The sequence below is a fragment of the Gordonia insulae genome (assembly GCF_003855095.1).
Lineage (GTDB): Bacteria > Actinomycetota > Actinomycetes > Mycobacteriales > Mycobacteriaceae > Gordonia > Gordonia insulae.
Genome location: NZ_CP033972.1, coordinates 4841528 through 4857111, shown reverse-complemented (window position 1 = coordinate 4857111; position 15584 = coordinate 4841528). Strand labels below are relative to the sequence as shown.

At 67.3% G+C, this 15584-nt stretch carries 14 protein-coding genes; 5 read left to right on the top strand and 9 right to left on the bottom strand.

Annotated features, from left to right (window positions below):
* Window positions 1-15 precede the first annotated feature (15 nt).
* The 3 genes from D7316_RS22145 to D7316_RS22135 are packed head-to-tail and all read left to right on the top strand — an operon-like array spanning window position 16 to window position 3581.
* Window positions 16-1419: a nucleobase:cation symporter-2 family protein gene (locus D7316_RS22145; protein ID WP_124710181.1), complete on the top strand. Its 1404-nt coding sequence runs from the start codon at window positions 16-18 to the stop codon at window positions 1417-1419.
* On the top strand, window positions 1416-1988 hold the full coding sequence (locus tag D7316_RS22140) for a nucleoside deaminase (protein ID WP_232017023.1): 573 nt from the start codon (window positions 1416-1418) through the stop codon (window positions 1986-1988). The genes D7316_RS22145 and D7316_RS22140 overlap by 4 nt, the downstream gene beginning before the upstream one ends.
* Before the next feature lie 42 nt (window positions 1989-2030).
* Entirely contained in the window at window positions 2031-3581 is a 1551-nt protein-coding gene (locus D7316_RS22135; RefSeq protein ID WP_124710180.1) for a PucR family transcriptional regulator, read from the top strand.
* Here the strand turns inward: D7316_RS22135 and D7316_RS22130 are convergent.
* Window positions 3549-4523, bottom strand: coding sequence for a quinone oxidoreductase family protein (locus tag D7316_RS22130; protein WP_232017022.1), 975 nt, complete (start codon window positions 4521-4523; stop codon window positions 3549-3551). The two genes, D7316_RS22135 and D7316_RS22130, sit on opposite strands and share 33 nt — an antisense overlap.
* Before the next feature lie 72 nt (window positions 4524-4595).
* Between D7316_RS22130 and D7316_RS22125 the strand changes: the two genes are divergently transcribed.
* Window positions 4596-5054, top strand: a complete 459-nt coding sequence (locus D7316_RS22125) for a MarR family winged helix-turn-helix transcriptional regulator (protein ID WP_124710179.1) — start codon at window positions 4596-4598, stop codon at window positions 5052-5054.
* Between the two features lie 42 nt (window positions 5055-5096).
* Here D7316_RS22125 and D7316_RS22120 read toward each other — a convergent pair whose 3' ends face one another.
* The 7 genes from D7316_RS22120 to D7316_RS22090 all read right to left on the bottom strand — a co-directional run bounded on the left by D7316_RS22120 (window position 5097) and on the right by D7316_RS22090 (window position 12972).
* The gene (locus tag D7316_RS22120) at window positions 5097-5519 is read right to left on the bottom strand and encodes a DUF7832 domain-containing protein (protein ID WP_124710178.1); all 423 of its coding nucleotides are present in this window, start codon (window positions 5517-5519) and stop codon (window positions 5097-5099) included.
* Between the two features lie 120 nt (window positions 5520-5639).
* Complete coding sequence (locus tag D7316_RS22115) at window positions 5640-7241, bottom strand: acyl-CoA synthetase (RefSeq protein WP_124710177.1); 1602 nt, start codon at window positions 7239-7241, stop codon at window positions 5640-5642.
* 73 nt (window positions 7242-7314) lie between these two features.
* Complete coding sequence (locus D7316_RS22110) at window positions 7315-7914, bottom strand: TetR/AcrR family transcriptional regulator (RefSeq protein WP_124710176.1); 600 nt, start codon at window positions 7912-7914, stop codon at window positions 7315-7317.
* A gap of 84 nt (window positions 7915-7998) precedes the next feature.
* Complete coding sequence (locus tag D7316_RS22105) at window positions 7999-9507, bottom strand: aldehyde dehydrogenase family protein (protein WP_124710175.1); 1509 nt, start codon at window positions 9505-9507, stop codon at window positions 7999-8001.
* Window positions 9508-9656: 149 nt separating this feature from the next.
* A complete protein-coding gene (locus D7316_RS22100; protein WP_124710174.1) occupies window positions 9657-10814 on the bottom strand; it encodes an acetyl-CoA C-acetyltransferase in 1158 nt (385 codons plus the stop codon).
* Between the two features lie 71 nt (window positions 10815-10885).
* Window positions 10886-11707: an SDR family oxidoreductase gene (locus D7316_RS22095; RefSeq protein ID WP_124710173.1), complete on the bottom strand. Its 822-nt coding sequence runs from the start codon at window positions 11705-11707 to the stop codon at window positions 10886-10888.
* Window positions 11704-12972, bottom strand: coding sequence for an acyl-CoA dehydrogenase family protein (locus tag D7316_RS22090; protein ID WP_124710172.1), 1269 nt, complete (start codon window positions 12970-12972; stop codon window positions 11704-11706). The genes D7316_RS22095 and D7316_RS22090 overlap by 4 nt, the downstream gene beginning before the upstream one ends.
* A 42-nt stretch (window positions 12973-13014) precedes the next feature.
* On the opposite strand from D7316_RS22090, the gene D7316_RS22085 reads away from it, so the two are divergent.
* Complete coding sequence (locus tag D7316_RS22085; protein ID WP_124710171.1) at window positions 13015-14571, top strand: FadD3 family acyl-CoA ligase; 1557 nt, start codon at window positions 13015-13017, stop codon at window positions 14569-14571.
* Between the two features lie 72 nt (window positions 14572-14643).
* Here the strand turns inward: D7316_RS22085 and D7316_RS22080 are convergent, their stop codons facing one another.
* The gene (locus tag D7316_RS22080) at window positions 14644-15525 is read right to left on the bottom strand and encodes a DUF559 domain-containing protein (protein ID WP_232017021.1); all 882 of its coding nucleotides are present in this window, start codon (window positions 15523-15525) and stop codon (window positions 14644-14646) included.
* Window positions 15526-15584 lie beyond the last annotated feature (59 nt).

The window sequence follows — 15584 nt, the reverse complement described above, 5'->3', positions numbered from 1 at the left end:
TTGAAAGGTTCCGCCATGGCCCTGAGCCCACCCCACACACGACGCACCCGGGACGTCGATGCCACTGACGACACCCACGATCCGGTCGATGAGAGAGTCGGGGTCGCCCGGTCCGTCTCGCTGGGGTTCCAGCACGTGCTCGTGATGTATGCCGGCGTGATCGCCGTACCGCTGATCTTCGCGCAGACCATGGGTCTCACGGCGTCGCAGACGATCACCCTGCTGAACATCAACCTGATCGTCGGGGGTATCGGCACCCTGATCCAGACGCTCGGGTTGTGGAAGTTCGGTGCACGGTTCCCGCTGGTACAGGGGGCGTCGTTCATCGGGCTGGCGCCGTCGCTGTTGATCGGCCAGGACTACGGACTCCGGTACGTCTTCGGGTCGGTGATCGCGGCCGGCCTGATAGTGCTGGTCGCCGCGCCCCTGCTCGGCCAGGTTCTCCGACTCTTCCCGCCGGTCGTGATCGGCAGTGTGATCACCATCGTCGGTCTCTCCCTGATGCCGGCCGCCGCCGGGTGGTTCGGCGGAGGTGCGGACAGCCCCGACTTCGGGTCCGCCGAGAATCTCGCGCTCGGAGCCGGGACCGTGGTCCTGATCGTCGCGCTGTACGCGTTCACCAGGGGCGCGTGGCGGAACCTGTCGATCCTGGTCGCCCTCGTCGTCGGTACCGTGATCGCGCTGTCGGCGGGGATGACCGACTTCGGCGACGTCGGGTCCGCGTCCTGGGCCGGCATCTCGAATCCGTTCGAGTTGGGTGCGCCCGCCTTCTCGCCCATCCCGATCCTGGTCATGACCCTGGCGATGTTCGTCATCGTGGCCGAGACGACCGGCAACATGCTGGCGATCGGGCGCATGGCCTCCACCGAGGTGACACCGCAGCGCCTTGCGTCGGCATTCCGTGGCGACGGACTGTCGACGGCGATCGGTGGACTGTTTCACGGTTTCCCCCTGAATGCCTTCAGTCAGAATTCCGGACTGATCGCCATGACCGGGGTACGGAGCCGGTTCGTGGTGGCCACCGGCGGCGTCCTGATGATCCTCATGGGCCTGGTGCCCAAGCTGGGCGCTGTCGTCGCGGCGATTCCGCCGTCGGTGCTGGGCGGCGCGGCCATCGTGATGTTCGGCATGACCACCGCTGCGGGCATCCAGGAACTGGCCCGAGTCCGCTATGAGGGCACCAACAACAGCCTGGTCGTCGCCGTCGCGGTGAGCGTCGGAGTCCTCCCGATGGCCGCGCCGACGCTCTTCGAGAAGTTCGACGGCACGCTCGGCATGGTGCTGTCCAGCGGAATCCTGCTCGGCACGGTGGCCGCGGTGGTCTTGAACCTGGTGTGCAACCTGCGCCGCACCCCCGCCGGGCGAGACGCGGCGTCGACGTCACACTCGGCGACCGAGGATCTCGAGGTCGTCCGATGACGGTTCTGCCCACCGCCCACGCCGATTTCGCCCTGCACCGCTCCCCGACTCCAGGAGAATCCATGACCATGGCCATCGAATCGTCGGACGCCCTCGCGCCGGCCGACGTCGCACATCTCCGTGTCGCGATCGATCTCGCCGCCGAGGCCAGGAACGACGGCCGCCATCCGTTCGCCGCGATCGTCGTGCTGGCCGACGGCACCGTGATCAGCACCGCGATGAACAACTCACGGCCGCCGGAAGGCGATCCCACGCAGCACGCGGAGCTGTCGGCCGCAGCCCACGCCGCGCGACTCGTCGCGCCGGAGGTCCTCGCCGGGGCGACGTTGTACACCAGCGCCGAGCCGTGTGCGATGTGCGCAGGTGCGATCTACTGGACCGGGATCGGCCGAGTCGTCTACGCGCTCAGCGAGGCCCGACTCCTCGACCTCACGGGTGACAACCCGGAGAATCCCACATTCGCGCTACCGTGCCGGGAGGTGTTCGCCCGCGGGCAGCGCGCGATCGAGGTCCACGGACCCCATCTCGAAGACGAGGCGGCGAGCACACACATCGGGTTCTGGAAGTGACCTGGGGAGGACCGATCACCACATGACCACCACCGGCGCCGCATGCGGGTAGCCGACCTGACCGACCTCGGGCTCCGTCCACTCAGCGTGGACGGCCCGGGGTCTGATCGTGTGCTGCGGTGGGTGTACACGACCGACCTGCCCGATCCACGTGCCTTCATCTATGGCGGCGAGCTGGTCCTGACCTCCGAGGGGTGGTACGACGGATCGGTCGAGAGCTGCCGACGCTTCGTCGGCGCGCTGATCGACCGTGCGGCCGCGGCGCTGGTGGTCGGGGACATCCTGCACGGTTCGGTGCCCGAACCGATCCGCGAACTCGCCGAGGCGGGCGGCCTGCCCCTGTTGTTCGCACCCGCCGAGATCTCGTACAACGCACTCTCGCAGGAGGTCACCGAGAGGATCTCGGCGGACCGGCAGGCCGAGGCGACCGCAACCGCGGGCGAGTACCGCCAGCTGATCACCGCGTTGGTGACCGGAGAGGGATCGGCTGAGCTGCTGACCGCGATGACCCGCCAATGCGGGCGCGAGGCAATCGTTCTGAGCGGCGTCGGCCGGGTGGTCGCGCGCTCGTCCGATGAGTACCAGCTCTCGTCCGCGGAACTGGCCGCCGTCATGCGCGGCACCCTCACGGCTGTCCGGCTGCCGGTCGTGATTCACCTCGATCGGCGCACGGTCACCGTCTACCCGATCGGTCGCCGGACCTCGTATGCCGGTCACCTCGTGGTCGACGGCGACATCGCCGGCTTCAAGGCGCGGCAGCGTCGCGTCATCGACGAGACCACGGACCTCCTGACGCTGTCGCTGCTCGCCGACACCGAGCGGTTCTGGCAACGCCACGCGAGCGCGCGCGAGCTGACCCAGATACTTGCTGACACAGATATCACGGAACCAGCTCTGCGAGAACAATTTCGGCAATTCGGATGTGATGCACGCAGGCCGACGGTGGTCGTGTCGCTCACCACCACAGACCCGCCGAGGAGCGGTTCCGGCGCGATCGACCTCGTTCTCACCGTGCCCGACGATCCGCAGGAGTGCGTCGTCCTGACGACTCAGGAACCCGATCAGTCGATGCTGGTGTTCGTGCCCTGGGATCTCGGCGCCGATGCGTTCGCCGAGGCCCTCGCCGGCAAGGCACAGCTGGTGGCGCCGGCCTTGCACGGCGCCACCATCCGCGTCGGTGTCGGCGCAGTCGAGGACTCGATCCGCGGGGCCGTGCGCGCAGCCCAGGAGGCACGTCACCTCGCCGGAGCGCAGGCCACACAGTTCGCGGTGGCCACGGCACGCGACATCGACACCTACGTGGGACTGCTCGCGCAGGTTCCGCCGCGACGCAGAACCGCCTTCCACCGTCGAGTTCTCGGTGACATCCTCGCCCATCCAACCGGTGACGAACAACTGCGAACCCTGGAAGTCTTTCTCCGGCACAATGGTTCGTGGCAGCGCGCGGCCGAGGAGCTGCATGTTCACGTCAGCACGCTGCACTATCGGATCGAACGCATCGAATCGCTTCTCGGCCGCGACCTCGCGACGTTGCCCGACCGAGTCGACTGCCTCCTGGCCCTACACCTGCTGAGGCAGGAAAACGGTGCGTAGCCCCGGCACGTCCGGCTCGCCCCAGGCCCGCTCTACGTCCGCGAGCGCCACCGTGCGGGTGCCGACCTCGATCTGCCCGCGGTCGATCACATCGACCAGCGCCGGGAGCTCGGCCAGGTAGTCGCGGCCCGCGACGGAACCCTGACCGCTGCCCAGCAGGCGCAGGTTGGCCGAACGCAATGCCGCGGAGGGCAATTCGATTGTCGGGCCAGCCATCGACCCGACCTGCACCCAGTCGAGCCCGCGACTCCGGTCGGACCGGGCGGTGAGCATGGGCACCAGGGCCTCCTGCGTCGATGCACCCCAGAGGTAGTCGATGACGATGTCGACGTCGGCAGCCCGGCCCGCCAACGCCCGCGCAGAGTCGACCGGGTCGTCGGTGAGCTGCACGAGATCGTCCGCTCCGAGGTCGACCAATGCGTCGAGTCGTTCTCGATCACGGCCCGCGCCGATGACCGTTCCGGCCCCGAGGAGCTTCGCGATCCGGACCGCCATCGAACCGGCGTTGCCGGTGGCGCCCAGCACCAGAACGCTCTGGCCCGGCCTGATCTCGATGCGTCTGCGCAGGGCCACCCACGAGGACATCGCCGGGTTCATGGCCGCGGCGACCTTGACCACGTCGGCATCCGAGGGCAGCGTCACACTGCGATGCGCGTCGATGACGGTGCGCTCGGCAAGGCTGCCGATGGTGTCGTCATCGACGGCGAAGTAGACAAGCGAGCCGTCGTCGCGACGGGCGACGCCGTCGATCCCGGGAATCATCGGCAGTCGGCCGGTACTCGTGTAGTGCGCACCCGACGCCCCGGACCGGGCCCGGGGATGCAGCCCCACCGCGAGAACCTCGACCTCTTCCTGATCATCTTCTGCTGCCGGCAGTTCGAAGTCCCGGTAGTGCGGCGGTTGGTCGAACGAGGTCACCACCGCGGCGTTGATTATCGTCATCAGGCCTCCTTTAGTACGTGATACCAACCAATATAGTTTGTGGCACGTACTAAGTCCAGTTAGACTTCCGCCATGACGCGACGACACGCTCCCCCATCGGCGGACGACGGGCCACCGCCCCCGGCGCGGCTGACCGACGTCGACGCCCTGGCACAGCTGTCATTCGTCGTGCAACAGCACCTCCAGCGCCGCGCCGCGTCGCATGAGCTGTCCCTCATCCAGACGCGCCTGCTGGGTGTGTTGCGCGACCGCAGACCGACCATGTCAGAGCTCGGCGTACTGCTCGATCTCGACAAGTCCAGCGTCAGTGGGTTGGTGGACCGCGCAGAGGCGCGCGGGCTGGTCATCAGAGCGCCCGACGAGATGGACCGCCGGGCGACCCGCGTGACGCTATCGGATCACGGACGGGAGATTACCGTTGATGTCACCGCCGGATTCACCGAGGACATGTCGACGATGTTGGGGCCGCTGTCGTCGCGCGACCGCACGACTCTCACCTCACTGATCGGCCGAGTGCTGCCGAACCCCTGACCGGCTCCGGCGAACCCGACCGACGACGGCCAATGGATGACATCACAACCGGGACCCGTCCGCCCGCCACTCGTCGTAGAGCCGATCGAGGTAGGGGACGATGGCGTCGAAGGTGCCCCAATCGTCGGGCACCTCATAGGTCGTCGCGTGCTGCGCCACCAGCGGAACCTCCTGCAGCACTTCGAGATAGCGTGCGTACGCGTCGTCGGTGAATCGGTTCCCCGAATCACTGAGCATGAGCGGATCGATCTGCGCGACGAAGTACTGCTCCGCGAACCCGGACGGTGTGGTGGTGCGGTGCTCCAGGGCATGAATCGCCGCCGCACGATTGTCGAGCGTCTCCGACAGGAGCCCGCGCGCCGTCGCCCACGCCAAGAAGACCCCGATGTGGATCACCGCGGCGGACTCGTCGAGATCGAGGTCGAGCACGGTGTCGCAGTGCCACTCGGCATCGTCATAGGTCATGCAGCCGAGGGTATTCGGCGGCGACGACGGCGGACCACAGCCTTCGTTCACGTGGACGACAGGGGGAACCTCAGCGCACCGCAGGCCCGAAGGCGCGCCCTGTCGAGGCCACGCCCACCATCACTCCGTGGCGATATCCGCGTGCCGGACGCGCAGGTCCTTCTTCAGGATCTTGCCGCTGGGATTCTTCGGCAGGGCCTCGGCGAACACGACGTACTTGGGTCGCTTGTAGGCCGCGAGAACTCCGGCGAGATGTTCGTCGACCTGGGCCGCGGTGATCGTCACGCCGTCCTTGGGGATGACCACGGCGGTCACCGCCTCGATCCATTTCGGATGTGGCACACCGAAGACCGCGACCTCGGCCACGCCGTCGAGGAGGTAGATCGCCTCCTCGACCTCACGGGAGGCCACGTTCTCGCCGCCGGTCTTGATCATGTCCTTCTTGCGGTCGACCACGGACAAGTAGCCATCGGCGTCGATGATGCCGAGGTCGCCGGAGTGGAACCACCCGTTGCGGAACGCCGCTGCCGTATTCTCCTCGTCGTTGTAGTAGCCGAGGCAGGCGTGCGGACTACGGTGCACGATCTCGCCGACCGTGCCGGTCGGCACCGGATCGTCCTCGTCGTCGACGACACGCGTCTCGACGTTGAGCGCGGCTCGTCCCGCCGACCCGGCGCGCTCGAGCTGCTCGTGCGGCCGCAGGATGGTCGCGAGGGGCGACATCTCGGTCTGGCCGTAGAAGTTCCACAGCGACACGGCCGGTAGCCGCTCCGACATCTCACGCAACACCTCCACCGGCATGGCGGACGCACCGTAGTAGCCCTTGCGGAGCGACGATAGGTCCCGGCGGTCGAAGTCGGGATGCCGGAGCAGCGAGATCCACACGGTCGGCGGGCAGAACAACTTGGTCACCCGGTGCGACTCGATCGTCTCCAGGATCGCTGCCGGATCGGGGCCGGGCAGGATGATGCTCGTCGCACCCAGGTACACATCCACCGACAGGAAGCAGTCGAGCTGGGCGCAGTGGAACAGCGGCAGCGCGTGGACCTCGACGTCGTCGCCGGTCATGCCACCGTCGATGATGCACGAAACATATTGATTGACAAGGGATTTCGACGAGAGGAGAACGCCCTTGGGGCGCGACTCCGTGCCGCTGGTGTACATGAGACGCAGCGGATCGTCGTCGTCGACCGGCACCTGCGGGACGACCTCGTCACCGGTACGGATCCACTCGTCCACGTCGTCCCAGCCGGCGTCGGGCACCACCTGCCCGCCCATCCCGATGAACCCGCGGGGAACATCGGTGAGGCCCGACAGTTCGATCGCCTTGGCCACCGTCGGCACCAGGGCATCCTCGGCCACCACCACCCCGGCTCCGGAGTGATCGAGGATGAACGCGATCTCCTCCGACCCGAGGCCGAAGTTCACCGGCACCAGGATCGCGCCCAGGCGTGCCGTCGCATAATGCAACACCGCGAACTGCCAGCTGTTGTGGCTCACCAGTGCGAGCCGGTCACCCTTGCGCAGGCCGCGTGCCGTCAACGTGCTGGCGCAGCGGTTCACGGCCGCATCGAACTCACCGAAGGTCAGGGTGGTGGATCCGTTGATGATGGCGACCTTGCCGGGGACCCGCAGCGCGGTACGTCGGAGGAGGTCAGCGAGGGTGTGCTGGCGCGCCGTGTCGATCGCCGCGGTCGTTGCGGGGGTGAAGCGTTGTGTCATGACCTGCCCTTCGGAGTGCCGACCTCTCCGGGCGATGTTATCCGGGTCACACCGACCTGTGGCTCCGCCCCCGTCAGCGCGGCAGGATGCCGTCGAGCACGATGGCCAGGTACTGACCGGCGATGTCGTCGGCGGAGAGTTCCCCACCGGGTCGATACCAGCGGACGGCCACCCAGACCGTGTCCCGCAGAAACCGGTATGCCAGCTCGACGTCGAGGTCGGCACGGAACTCGCCGTCGTCGACGCCACGCCGCAACACCGCATGCCAGAGCTCACGGAACTCGGTGTTGCGCTCCCCGATGTAGCCGAATCTGTCTTGTCCCGCAAGACGTTTGGCCTCGTCCTGATAGATCGCGACGGCGTTGCGCTGCGCATCGATCGCCTCGAAGGAGGCGACCACCAACCGGCGCAGGGTGTCCGCCGCGGTCAGGCTGGAGTCGGCGATCTCGCGGTATCTCGCGAACAGATCGTCGAGGAAGCCACGTAGGATCTCGTCGACCATCGACTCCTTGGAATCGAAATGGTGATAGAGACTGCCCGACAGGATGCCGGCGGCGTCGGCGATGTCCCGCACGGTGGTCGACCGCAGGCCCTGTTCGGCGAACATCCTGCCCGCGGTGGTCAGGAGTTCGTCGCGTCGGGTCGAGCCGGAGACGGTGCCGCGGGGAGCCATCCTGCCACCCTAGCAAGCGCTTGGCCGGGTCCGCGGTGTGCGAACCCGGCCAAGCGGGAGAGTCAGAGCGATCGTGACGTCGCGTCAGCGGCGCTTGAGCTTCTTGATCGCGCGCTTGTTCAACCGGGTCCAGAGTTTCATCTGGCCGTTGGTCATCTTCGCGTCGCGCGCGGTGAACGGCGGCGACATCATCTCGGAGACCTTGAACGGCATCGTCGATATCGCGATCGCACGCGCGTGGCTGAAGGTGTCGAAGCCGGTCTTGCCGTGGTAGCCGCCCATGCCGCTGCGGCCGATGCCGCCGAACGGGAGCTCGGCACCGAACATGTGCAGGGCGAAGTCGTTGGCATTGATCGACCCGCTCCGCGTGCCGTCGGCGAGACGAGCCAGGTTCTCGTTGTCGTCGCCGCACCAGTACATGGTCAGCGGATGCGGATGTGCGGCGATGTAGCGGATGGCCTCGGACAGATCCCGGTACGGATAGACCGTGAGTACCGGCCCGAACACCTCGTCCTCCTCGATCTTCATGCCTGCCTTGACGCCGGTCAGCAGGGTCGGCGCGATCTTGCGCTTCTCGGCATCCGGAAGCGGCTCTCCTGCGGGGACCACCTGCCGGACGTCGGCGCCGAGTTCCTGCGCATCGGCGATCAGACCGAGGATCCGGTCGTAGTTCTTCTGGTTGATGGTCGCGGTGTACTCGGGGTTGTTGCGGATCGTCGCGAAGTTGGTCGTCCACCGGGCGATGACCTTGTCGGTGAACTCACCGACCTTGGCCTCCGGCACAAACACGTAGTCGGGGCATAGGCAGACCTGGCCGCCGTTGACCATCCGCGCGTCGGCGAGCATCGTCGCCGCCTTGTCGATGTCGGCATCCGGGTCGAGGACGGCCGGATTCTTGCCACCCAGCTCGAGGGTGACCGGCACCAGGTTCTTCGCGGCCTCCTGTGCGACGGACGCACCGACATCGGGCGATCCGGTGAAGAACATGTGGTCGACCTTGAGCTTGGCGAAATCGGCGCCGCCACCGTGCTTGCTGGTGATCACCGCGAGCTCTTCGATGGAGAAGTAGTCGGGGGCGTGCTTGGCGATCACGTCGGTGGTCCGCGAGGTGATCGACGACGGCCGCATCAGGACACGGTTGCCGGCTGCGAAGGCCGCACCCGCGGGCACGAAGGTCAGCTGCAGCGGGAAATTCCAGGGCCCCATGATGCCGACGACACCCAGCGGGTCGTGGCGGACTCGCTGTTTGAACCCCAACGCTCCCTGCACCTTTGCGGTGTTGCTCTCCTTCATCCACTTCTCGACCCCGCGGCGCTGATGAGTGAGGTCCACCATGCAGCCGGCCACGTCGGCCGCCAGGGACAGCTCACGCGGGCGGGTGCCGAAGTCCTCGGTCAGCGCCTCTGCGATCTCGTCGGCGTTGTCGAGGAGCAGCGACGACAGCCGGGTGATGCGATCGATCCGGGTCTTCGCGTCCGGGATGCCGTCGCGCAGGAACGCCGCGCGCTGGATCTCCAGCAGCTCGGTCATCGTGTGGGCCTCCGACGACACGCGGCCCGACACCGCGCTGGTCACCTCTGCTGGTTTGGTCATCTGATCCTCCGAATAGTGCTGGTCGCGGGCTACGTCAAGAAACGAACTCGCGTGTTTGTTCCAGCATAGTATGCGGCAGATCACAGCGTTCTGGCCACACCCGTTTTCAGATCGGGTGGCGTGTGGCCGGCGGTCGGTGTTCGGCGGGGTCAGGAGAGCCGTTCGATGATCGTGACGTTTGCGGTGCCGCCGCCCTCACACATCGTCTGCAGCCCGTACCGGCCGCCGGTGCGCTCGAGTTCGTTGAGCAGGGTCGCGAACAGCTTCGCCCCGGTCGCGCCCAGCGGGTGACCCAGTGCGATGCCGCCACCGTTGGGGTTGACCTTGGCCGGGTCGGCCCCGGTCTCCTTCAGCCATGCCAGCACCACCGACGCGAACGCCTCGTTGATCTCGATGACGTCGATGTCGTCGATGGTCAGTCCGGTCTTCTGCAACGCGTACGCGGTCGCCGGGATCGGCGCCGACAGCATCATCACCGGATCGTCGCCGCGCACCGACAGGTGATGGATGCGCGCCCGCGGGGTGAGCCCGTACTCCTTCAGCGCCTTCTCGGAGACCACCAGGGTGGCCGACGCCCCGTCACAGATCTGCGAGGCGACCGCCGCGGTCAGGCGGGAGCCCTCGGCGAGCGGCTGCAATCCGGCCATCTTCTCCAGCGAGGTCTCCCGCGGGCATTCGTCGACGACACAGTCGCCGAGTGCGACGATCTCGTTGTCGAAGCGGCCGCCCGCGATGGCCGCACGGGCACGCTCATGGGACTGCAGCGACCACCGCTCCATGTCCTCGCGGCTGATGTCCCACTTGTTCGCCATCATGTCGGCGCCGTTGAACTGGGAGATCGCCTGTCCGCCGAATCGCTCTCGCCAGCCCACGGATTCGGCTGTCGGCGTGGTGAACCCGAACTCCTGGCCGGCGATCATGGCCTGCGAGATCGGAATCGCGCTCATGTTCTGGACGCCGCCGGCGACGACGACGTCCTGGGTACCGCTCATCACGCCCTGGGCGGCGAAATGGATGGCCTGTTGCGACGATCCGCACTGCCGGTCGACGGTGGTGCCGGGGATGTCGAGCGGCAGACCCGCGGTGAGCCACGCGGTCCGCGCGATGTTGCCCGCCTGCGGGCCGATGGCGTCGACGCAGCCGAACACCACATCGTCGACGACATTCGGGTCGAGTCCGGTGCGGTCGAGCACGGACGAGATCACGTGGGCACCCATGTCGGCGGGGTGGGTCTTGGCGAGCGATCCGTTGCGCTTGCCGACCGGTGTGCGGACCGCGTCGACGATGTAGGCCTGTGGTGTGGACATTGCTTCTCCTGGTGACGGTTTCGGAGGTTGTGGTGCCGGAGTCGTTATTGGGCGGCCGTGGTGGTGGTCGGCTACGCGCGCTGGCTGGAGATCGAGACGACCTCGCCGGTGAGGTAGGTGGTGTAGTCGCTGGCCAGCATCGCGATGGTCGCGGCGACCTCCCAGACCTCGGCGGCCCGGCCATAGGCTTCGCGGGACGCCAGCTCGTCGAGGAGTTCGTCGCTGGTCACCTTCGCGAGGAACGGGTGCTTGGCGATCGACGGTGCGATCGCGTTGATGCGCACCCCGAAGTCCGCGGCCTCGACGGCCGAACAGCGGGTCAACGCCATCACACCCGCCTTGGCCGCGGCGTAATGCGCCTGCCCGCGCTGTGCGCGCCAGCCCAGCACCGAGGCGTTGTTCACGATCACACCCCCGTGCTCGACCGCGCGGAAGTACCGCAGTGCCGCGCGGGTGGCGCGGAAGGTGCCGTTGAGGGTGATGTCGAGGACCCGGTCCCACTCCTCGTCGGTCATGTCCGCGACCGGGGTCTCCCCGCCCAGGCCGGCATTGTTGACCAGGACGTCGATACGCCCGAGTTCGCCTGCGGCAGCGGTGATCAGGGCGTCCACCTCGGCGGACTCCTGAACGTTGCAGACCACCTGCCCGACGGTCTGATCGGCGAACTCCGCGGCCAGTTTCTCCTGCGCCTCGCCCAGACGTCGTTCGTGCCAGTCGCTGATCACCACGTCCGCGCCCTCGAGCAGCGCGCGGCGCGCGGTGGCGAAACCGATCCCGGTGCCCGCGGCGGCGGTCACCACGACCTTGCGACCGAGCAGCAGCCCGTGGCCGGGCGTCTCCTCCGGAGGCGTCGCGAGCGGTGAACGAACGTGTTCGACGGTTGTCTCGGTCACTGGCGGGCCTCTCGCGGTAGGCCGAGCACGCGCTCGGCGATGATGTTGCGTTGCACCTCGTTCGACCCGCCGTAGATGGTGTCGGCGCGGGTGAAAAGGAAGAGTCGTTGCCATTCGTCGAGCTCGACGTGGTCGGGATCGGTGATGTCGTTGGCATCGCCCTCGACGGTGTGGGTGGGTCCGATCAGCGACGGAGCACCGATGACGGCCATCGCCAGCTCCCCCAGGTCACGATGCCAGTTGGCCCACAAGAGCTTTGCGACCGATGCCGCACCCTCCTGCGACACGACGTCGCCGTCGAGGGTGCGCTCGGCATGCGCCCGCATCACCTTCAGTCCGATCCACGCGCGGGTCAATCGCGAACCGATCTCCGGGTTCGCCGCGGCGCCGGTGGATTCCGCGATCCGGGTGAGATCGCGTAGCTCACGGTCGAAGCCCACCTGCTGACCGAGCGTGGAGACGCCACGCTCGAACTGCAGCAGCCCCATGGCGACCTTCCAGCCGTCACCGGGCTCCCCGACGATGAGGTCGGCGTCGGTGACCGCGTCGTCGAAGAAGACCTCATTGAATTCGGATGTGCCGGTGAGTTGTTGGATGGGCCGAACGGTGACGCCCGGCTGCTCGATCGGGACCAGCAGGAAGCTGAGTCCCTTGTGCCGGCTCGACCCCTTCTCGGTGCGGCAGATCACGAAACACCATTGGGCGACGTGGGCCAGCGACGTCCAGACCTTCTGTCCGTTGACGACCCAGGTGCCGGACTCGTCGTCGAGGCGCGCGGTGGTCGACACCCCGGCGAGGTCCGAGCCTGCACCCGGCTCGGAGTAGCCCTGCGCCCACAGCTCGGTGACGTCGACGATGCCGGGCAGGAACCGCGCCTTCTGCTCCTCGGTGCCGTACTCGATGAGCGTCGGCCCGAGGAGTTCCTCGCCGAGATGATTGACCCGCGCGGGCGCATTTGCCCGCGCGTACTCCTGGTGGAAGATGATGCGCTGCTCGAGCGTCGCGCCCCGGCCGCCGTAGCGGGTCGGCCACCCGAGGCAGGTCCAGCCCGCGCGGGCGAGATGACGATCCCACGCCAGCCGCCCCTCGAAGAACTCGTGCTCGCTACCGGGGCCGCCGCGCCCTTTCAGGTGGGCGAATTCGCCGGCGAGGTGCTCGTCGAGCCAGGCACGCACCGCGGTCGCGAAGACATCTGCGGCGTTCGGCGTCGTCCGCGCCCATTCACCGAGGTCGACCGCCCGATCGGCAAGGTTGATCGAGGTCATGGTCGCTAGCATAACGTACCAAGCAAGTGCTAGGTTGGCCGCATGGAGCCGATCCTGACGTCCCCTGCTGCCCTGCGCCGGGCAGCGCAGACCTGGCCCGACAACACCGCCATCGTCGACGCACAGTGGTCGGCCGCCGGACCCGCCGTCGAACTGAGCTGGTCGGACTTCGCCGACCGCGTCCGTACCTTTGCCGCCGCACTGGTCGCGTCGGGTATCGCGGCCGGCGATCGGGTCGCCATCTGGTCACCGAACAGCCACCACTGGCCGATCGCAGCGCTGGGCGTCCACTATGCGGGTGCCACGCTCGTACCGCTGAACACCCGCTACACCGGCGGTGAGGCCGTCGAGATCATCGAGCGCTCGGACGCCCGCGCCGTCGTCGTGTCCGGCGCGTTCCTCGGTGCCGACCATCTGGCCGAACTGATGACCGAGCACGCCGACGCGATGCCCGCCGTGGTGGTCGGCGTGACGCTGGACGGGTCGACGGCCGTACCCGACGGCGCGGTCGAATGGTCCGAGTTCGTCGCCCGGGCCACGGACGACACCCGGGCCGAGGCCGAGCGGCGCGCGGATGCGGTCGCCCCCGACGACATCTCCGACATCCTGTTCACGTCGGGCACCACCGGGAAGTCGAAAGGCGTTCTCGCCGAGCATCAGCAGACGATGGCCGGGTCGCATGCGTGGGGTGCCAACGGCCGGTTGTCCTCAGACGACCGCTATCTCATGGTCAATCCGTATTTCCACACCTTCGGGTACAAGGCGGGCATCCTGCCCTGCACCCTGTTCGGCGCCACGATGCTGCCGTTGGCGGTGTACTCACCGACCGAGGCGATGACATTGGCCGAAGCACAACGGGTCACCGTGTTCCCGGGGGCACCGACCATCTTCCAGACCATCCTCGACGATCCGGACCGCGCGGAGCGCGACCTGTCGTCGTTGCGGTTGGTGGTCACCGGCGCCGCGATCGTCCCGGTGGTCCTGATCGAACGACTGCAGAGCGATCTTGGCGTCGACACCGTCGTCACGGCCTACGGATTGACCGAGGCCAGCGGTTTCGTCTCGACCTGCACCCCCGACGACGATGACGAGACCGTCGCGAACACCTGTGGTCGGGCCTTCGCCGGAATGGAGATCAAGCTCTCCGACGAGGGCGAGGTCCTCGCGCGCGGCGCGATGGTGATGCGTGGCTACCTCGACGACGACGCGGCGACCAAGGAGACCATCGACCCCGACGGCTGGCTGCACACCGGCGACATCGGCACCATCGACGAGCGCGGCAACCTGAAGATCACCGACCGCCTCAAGGACATGTACATCTGCGGCGGCTTCAACGTCTATCCCGCAGAGATCGAGCAGACCCTCGCGCGCCTGGACGGCGTCACCGAGTCCGCCGTCGTCGGGGTGGCCGACGAGCGCCTCGGTGAGGTCGGCCGCGCCTATCTCACCGTCCGCGCCGACGCCGCGCTCGACGAGGCGTCGGTGATCGCCTACGCCAGGGAACATCTCGCGAACTTCAAGGTCCCGCGATCGGTCGTGTTCGTCGACGCCTTCCCCCGCAACGCCGCCGGGAAGATCCTCAAGCGCGAACTCGCCTGACGCGATTCGTCGATTTTCGCAATCCAGGGCAATAGTCCGCGCTGACCGCGGACTATCGCCCTGAAGCGTGATTCACGCCGCTGTTGCTTGACGGATGGCCGCCCGAATCTGCCCAAGCACCCAGTCCGGCCGGTCGGTCAGGTCGTGCCACGTGAAGCGCAGGACGGTCCATCCGAGTGCGATGAGGTCATTCTGACGCTCGCGATCATGCTGAAACGCGTCCGCATCGCTGTGGTGAGCGAAGCCGTCGATCTCGATGTCGATCATGTGCTCGGGGAGCGCCAGGTCGAGCACGTACTTACCGACAGGATGATTCGCGATCCATCCGCCGATCTCGGACGTCTGCAGCAGCGCGACAGCTTTTCGTTCCGCCTCGGAGCGCGCTCCGTGTTCCATCGCGGCGAGCATGGCTCGGGCACGCTTCGAACCACGACGTCCCGCGTTCCTCCGCTGCGCAGCGATCAGTTCAGCCAGCGTCACCTGCTTACGGAGCAGCGCGGAATCCATCACCCGCACACCAACGTCGACCGCACCATCGAGAACGGTCAGCGCTATCGTCGTCACCGCCAGACCGTCCTTCGACGTCACGTCCGCCGGGTCCACCTTTCGGTGCCATACCCTGCAACCCGGGATTCGGCTGCCGTGCCGGGTCGGCGGAGCGATGACCACGATCACCGACGGAGCGGTGGTGGTCAAGCCGTGCCACCACGCGGCCGCCATTCCGGCAAGCACCGCTCCGGGCCCGACGCGCAATACGGCTATACGCATCCGCATCCGGAGGTCGACTTTTCGGTTCGCCACGCGGAAGACGCCGCGGGCCACACGGACCCACTCGCCCGAGGTGACCCGGCGCTGGATCTGGTCGTCGCTGACCCCACTACCGCGTGCCTGAGCCGAGGTGAATACGCCGTCGTGGTCGGCGATCATCCGCCTCAAGGCGGTTTCGTCTCTCATGCAGAATCTGACGCACGAGGCCACACATCGGTTCCATCGACAATCGCCTGCAATAGTTC

What these genes read in the sequence shown, in the direction of transcription:
- D7316_RS22145 (WP_124710181.1), top strand. Translation starts at nt 16, where the DNA reads ATGGCCCTGAGCCCACCCCACACACGACGCACCCGGGACGTCGATGCC.
- D7316_RS22135 (WP_124710180.1), top strand. Translation starts at nt 2,031, where the DNA reads ATGCGGGTAGCCGACCTGACCGACCTCGGGCTCCGTCCACTCAGCGTG.
- D7316_RS22080 (WP_232017021.1), bottom strand. Translation starts at nt 15,525, where the DNA reads ATGAGAGACGAAACCGCCTTGAGGCGGATGATCGCCGACCACGACGGC.
- D7316_RS22125 (WP_124710179.1), top strand. Translation starts at nt 4,596, where the DNA reads ATGACGCGACGACACGCTCCCCCATCGGCGGACGACGGGCCACCGCCC.
- D7316_RS22120 (WP_124710178.1), bottom strand. Translation starts at nt 5,519, where the DNA reads ATGACCTATGACGATGCCGAGTGGCACTGCGACACCGTGCTCGACCTC.
- D7316_RS22105 (WP_124710175.1), bottom strand. Translation starts at nt 9,507, where the DNA reads ATGACCAAACCAGCAGAGGTGACCAGCGCGGTGTCGGGCCGCGTGTCG.
- D7316_RS22130 (WP_232017022.1), bottom strand. Translation starts at nt 4,523, where the DNA reads ATGACGATAATCAACGCCGCGGTGGTGACCTCGTTCGACCAACCGCCG.
- D7316_RS22100 (WP_124710174.1), bottom strand. Translation starts at nt 10,814, where the DNA reads ATGTCCACACCACAGGCCTACATCGTCGACGCGGTCCGCACACCGGTC.
- D7316_RS22090 (WP_124710172.1), bottom strand. Translation starts at nt 12,972, where the DNA reads ATGACCTCGATCAACCTTGCCGATCGGGCGGTCGACCTCGGTGAATGG.
- D7316_RS22115 (WP_124710177.1), bottom strand. Translation starts at nt 7,241, where the DNA reads ATGACACAACGCTTCACCCCCGCAACGACCGCGGCGATCGACACGGCG.
- D7316_RS22140 (WP_232017023.1), top strand. Translation starts at nt 1,416, where the DNA reads ATGACGGTTCTGCCCACCGCCCACGCCGATTTCGCCCTGCACCGCTCC.
- D7316_RS22085 (WP_124710171.1), top strand. Translation starts at nt 13,015, where the DNA reads ATGGAGCCGATCCTGACGTCCCCTGCTGCCCTGCGCCGGGCAGCGCAG.
- D7316_RS22110 (WP_124710176.1), bottom strand. Translation starts at nt 7,914, where the DNA reads ATGGCTCCCCGCGGCACCGTCTCCGGCTCGACCCGACGCGACGAACTC.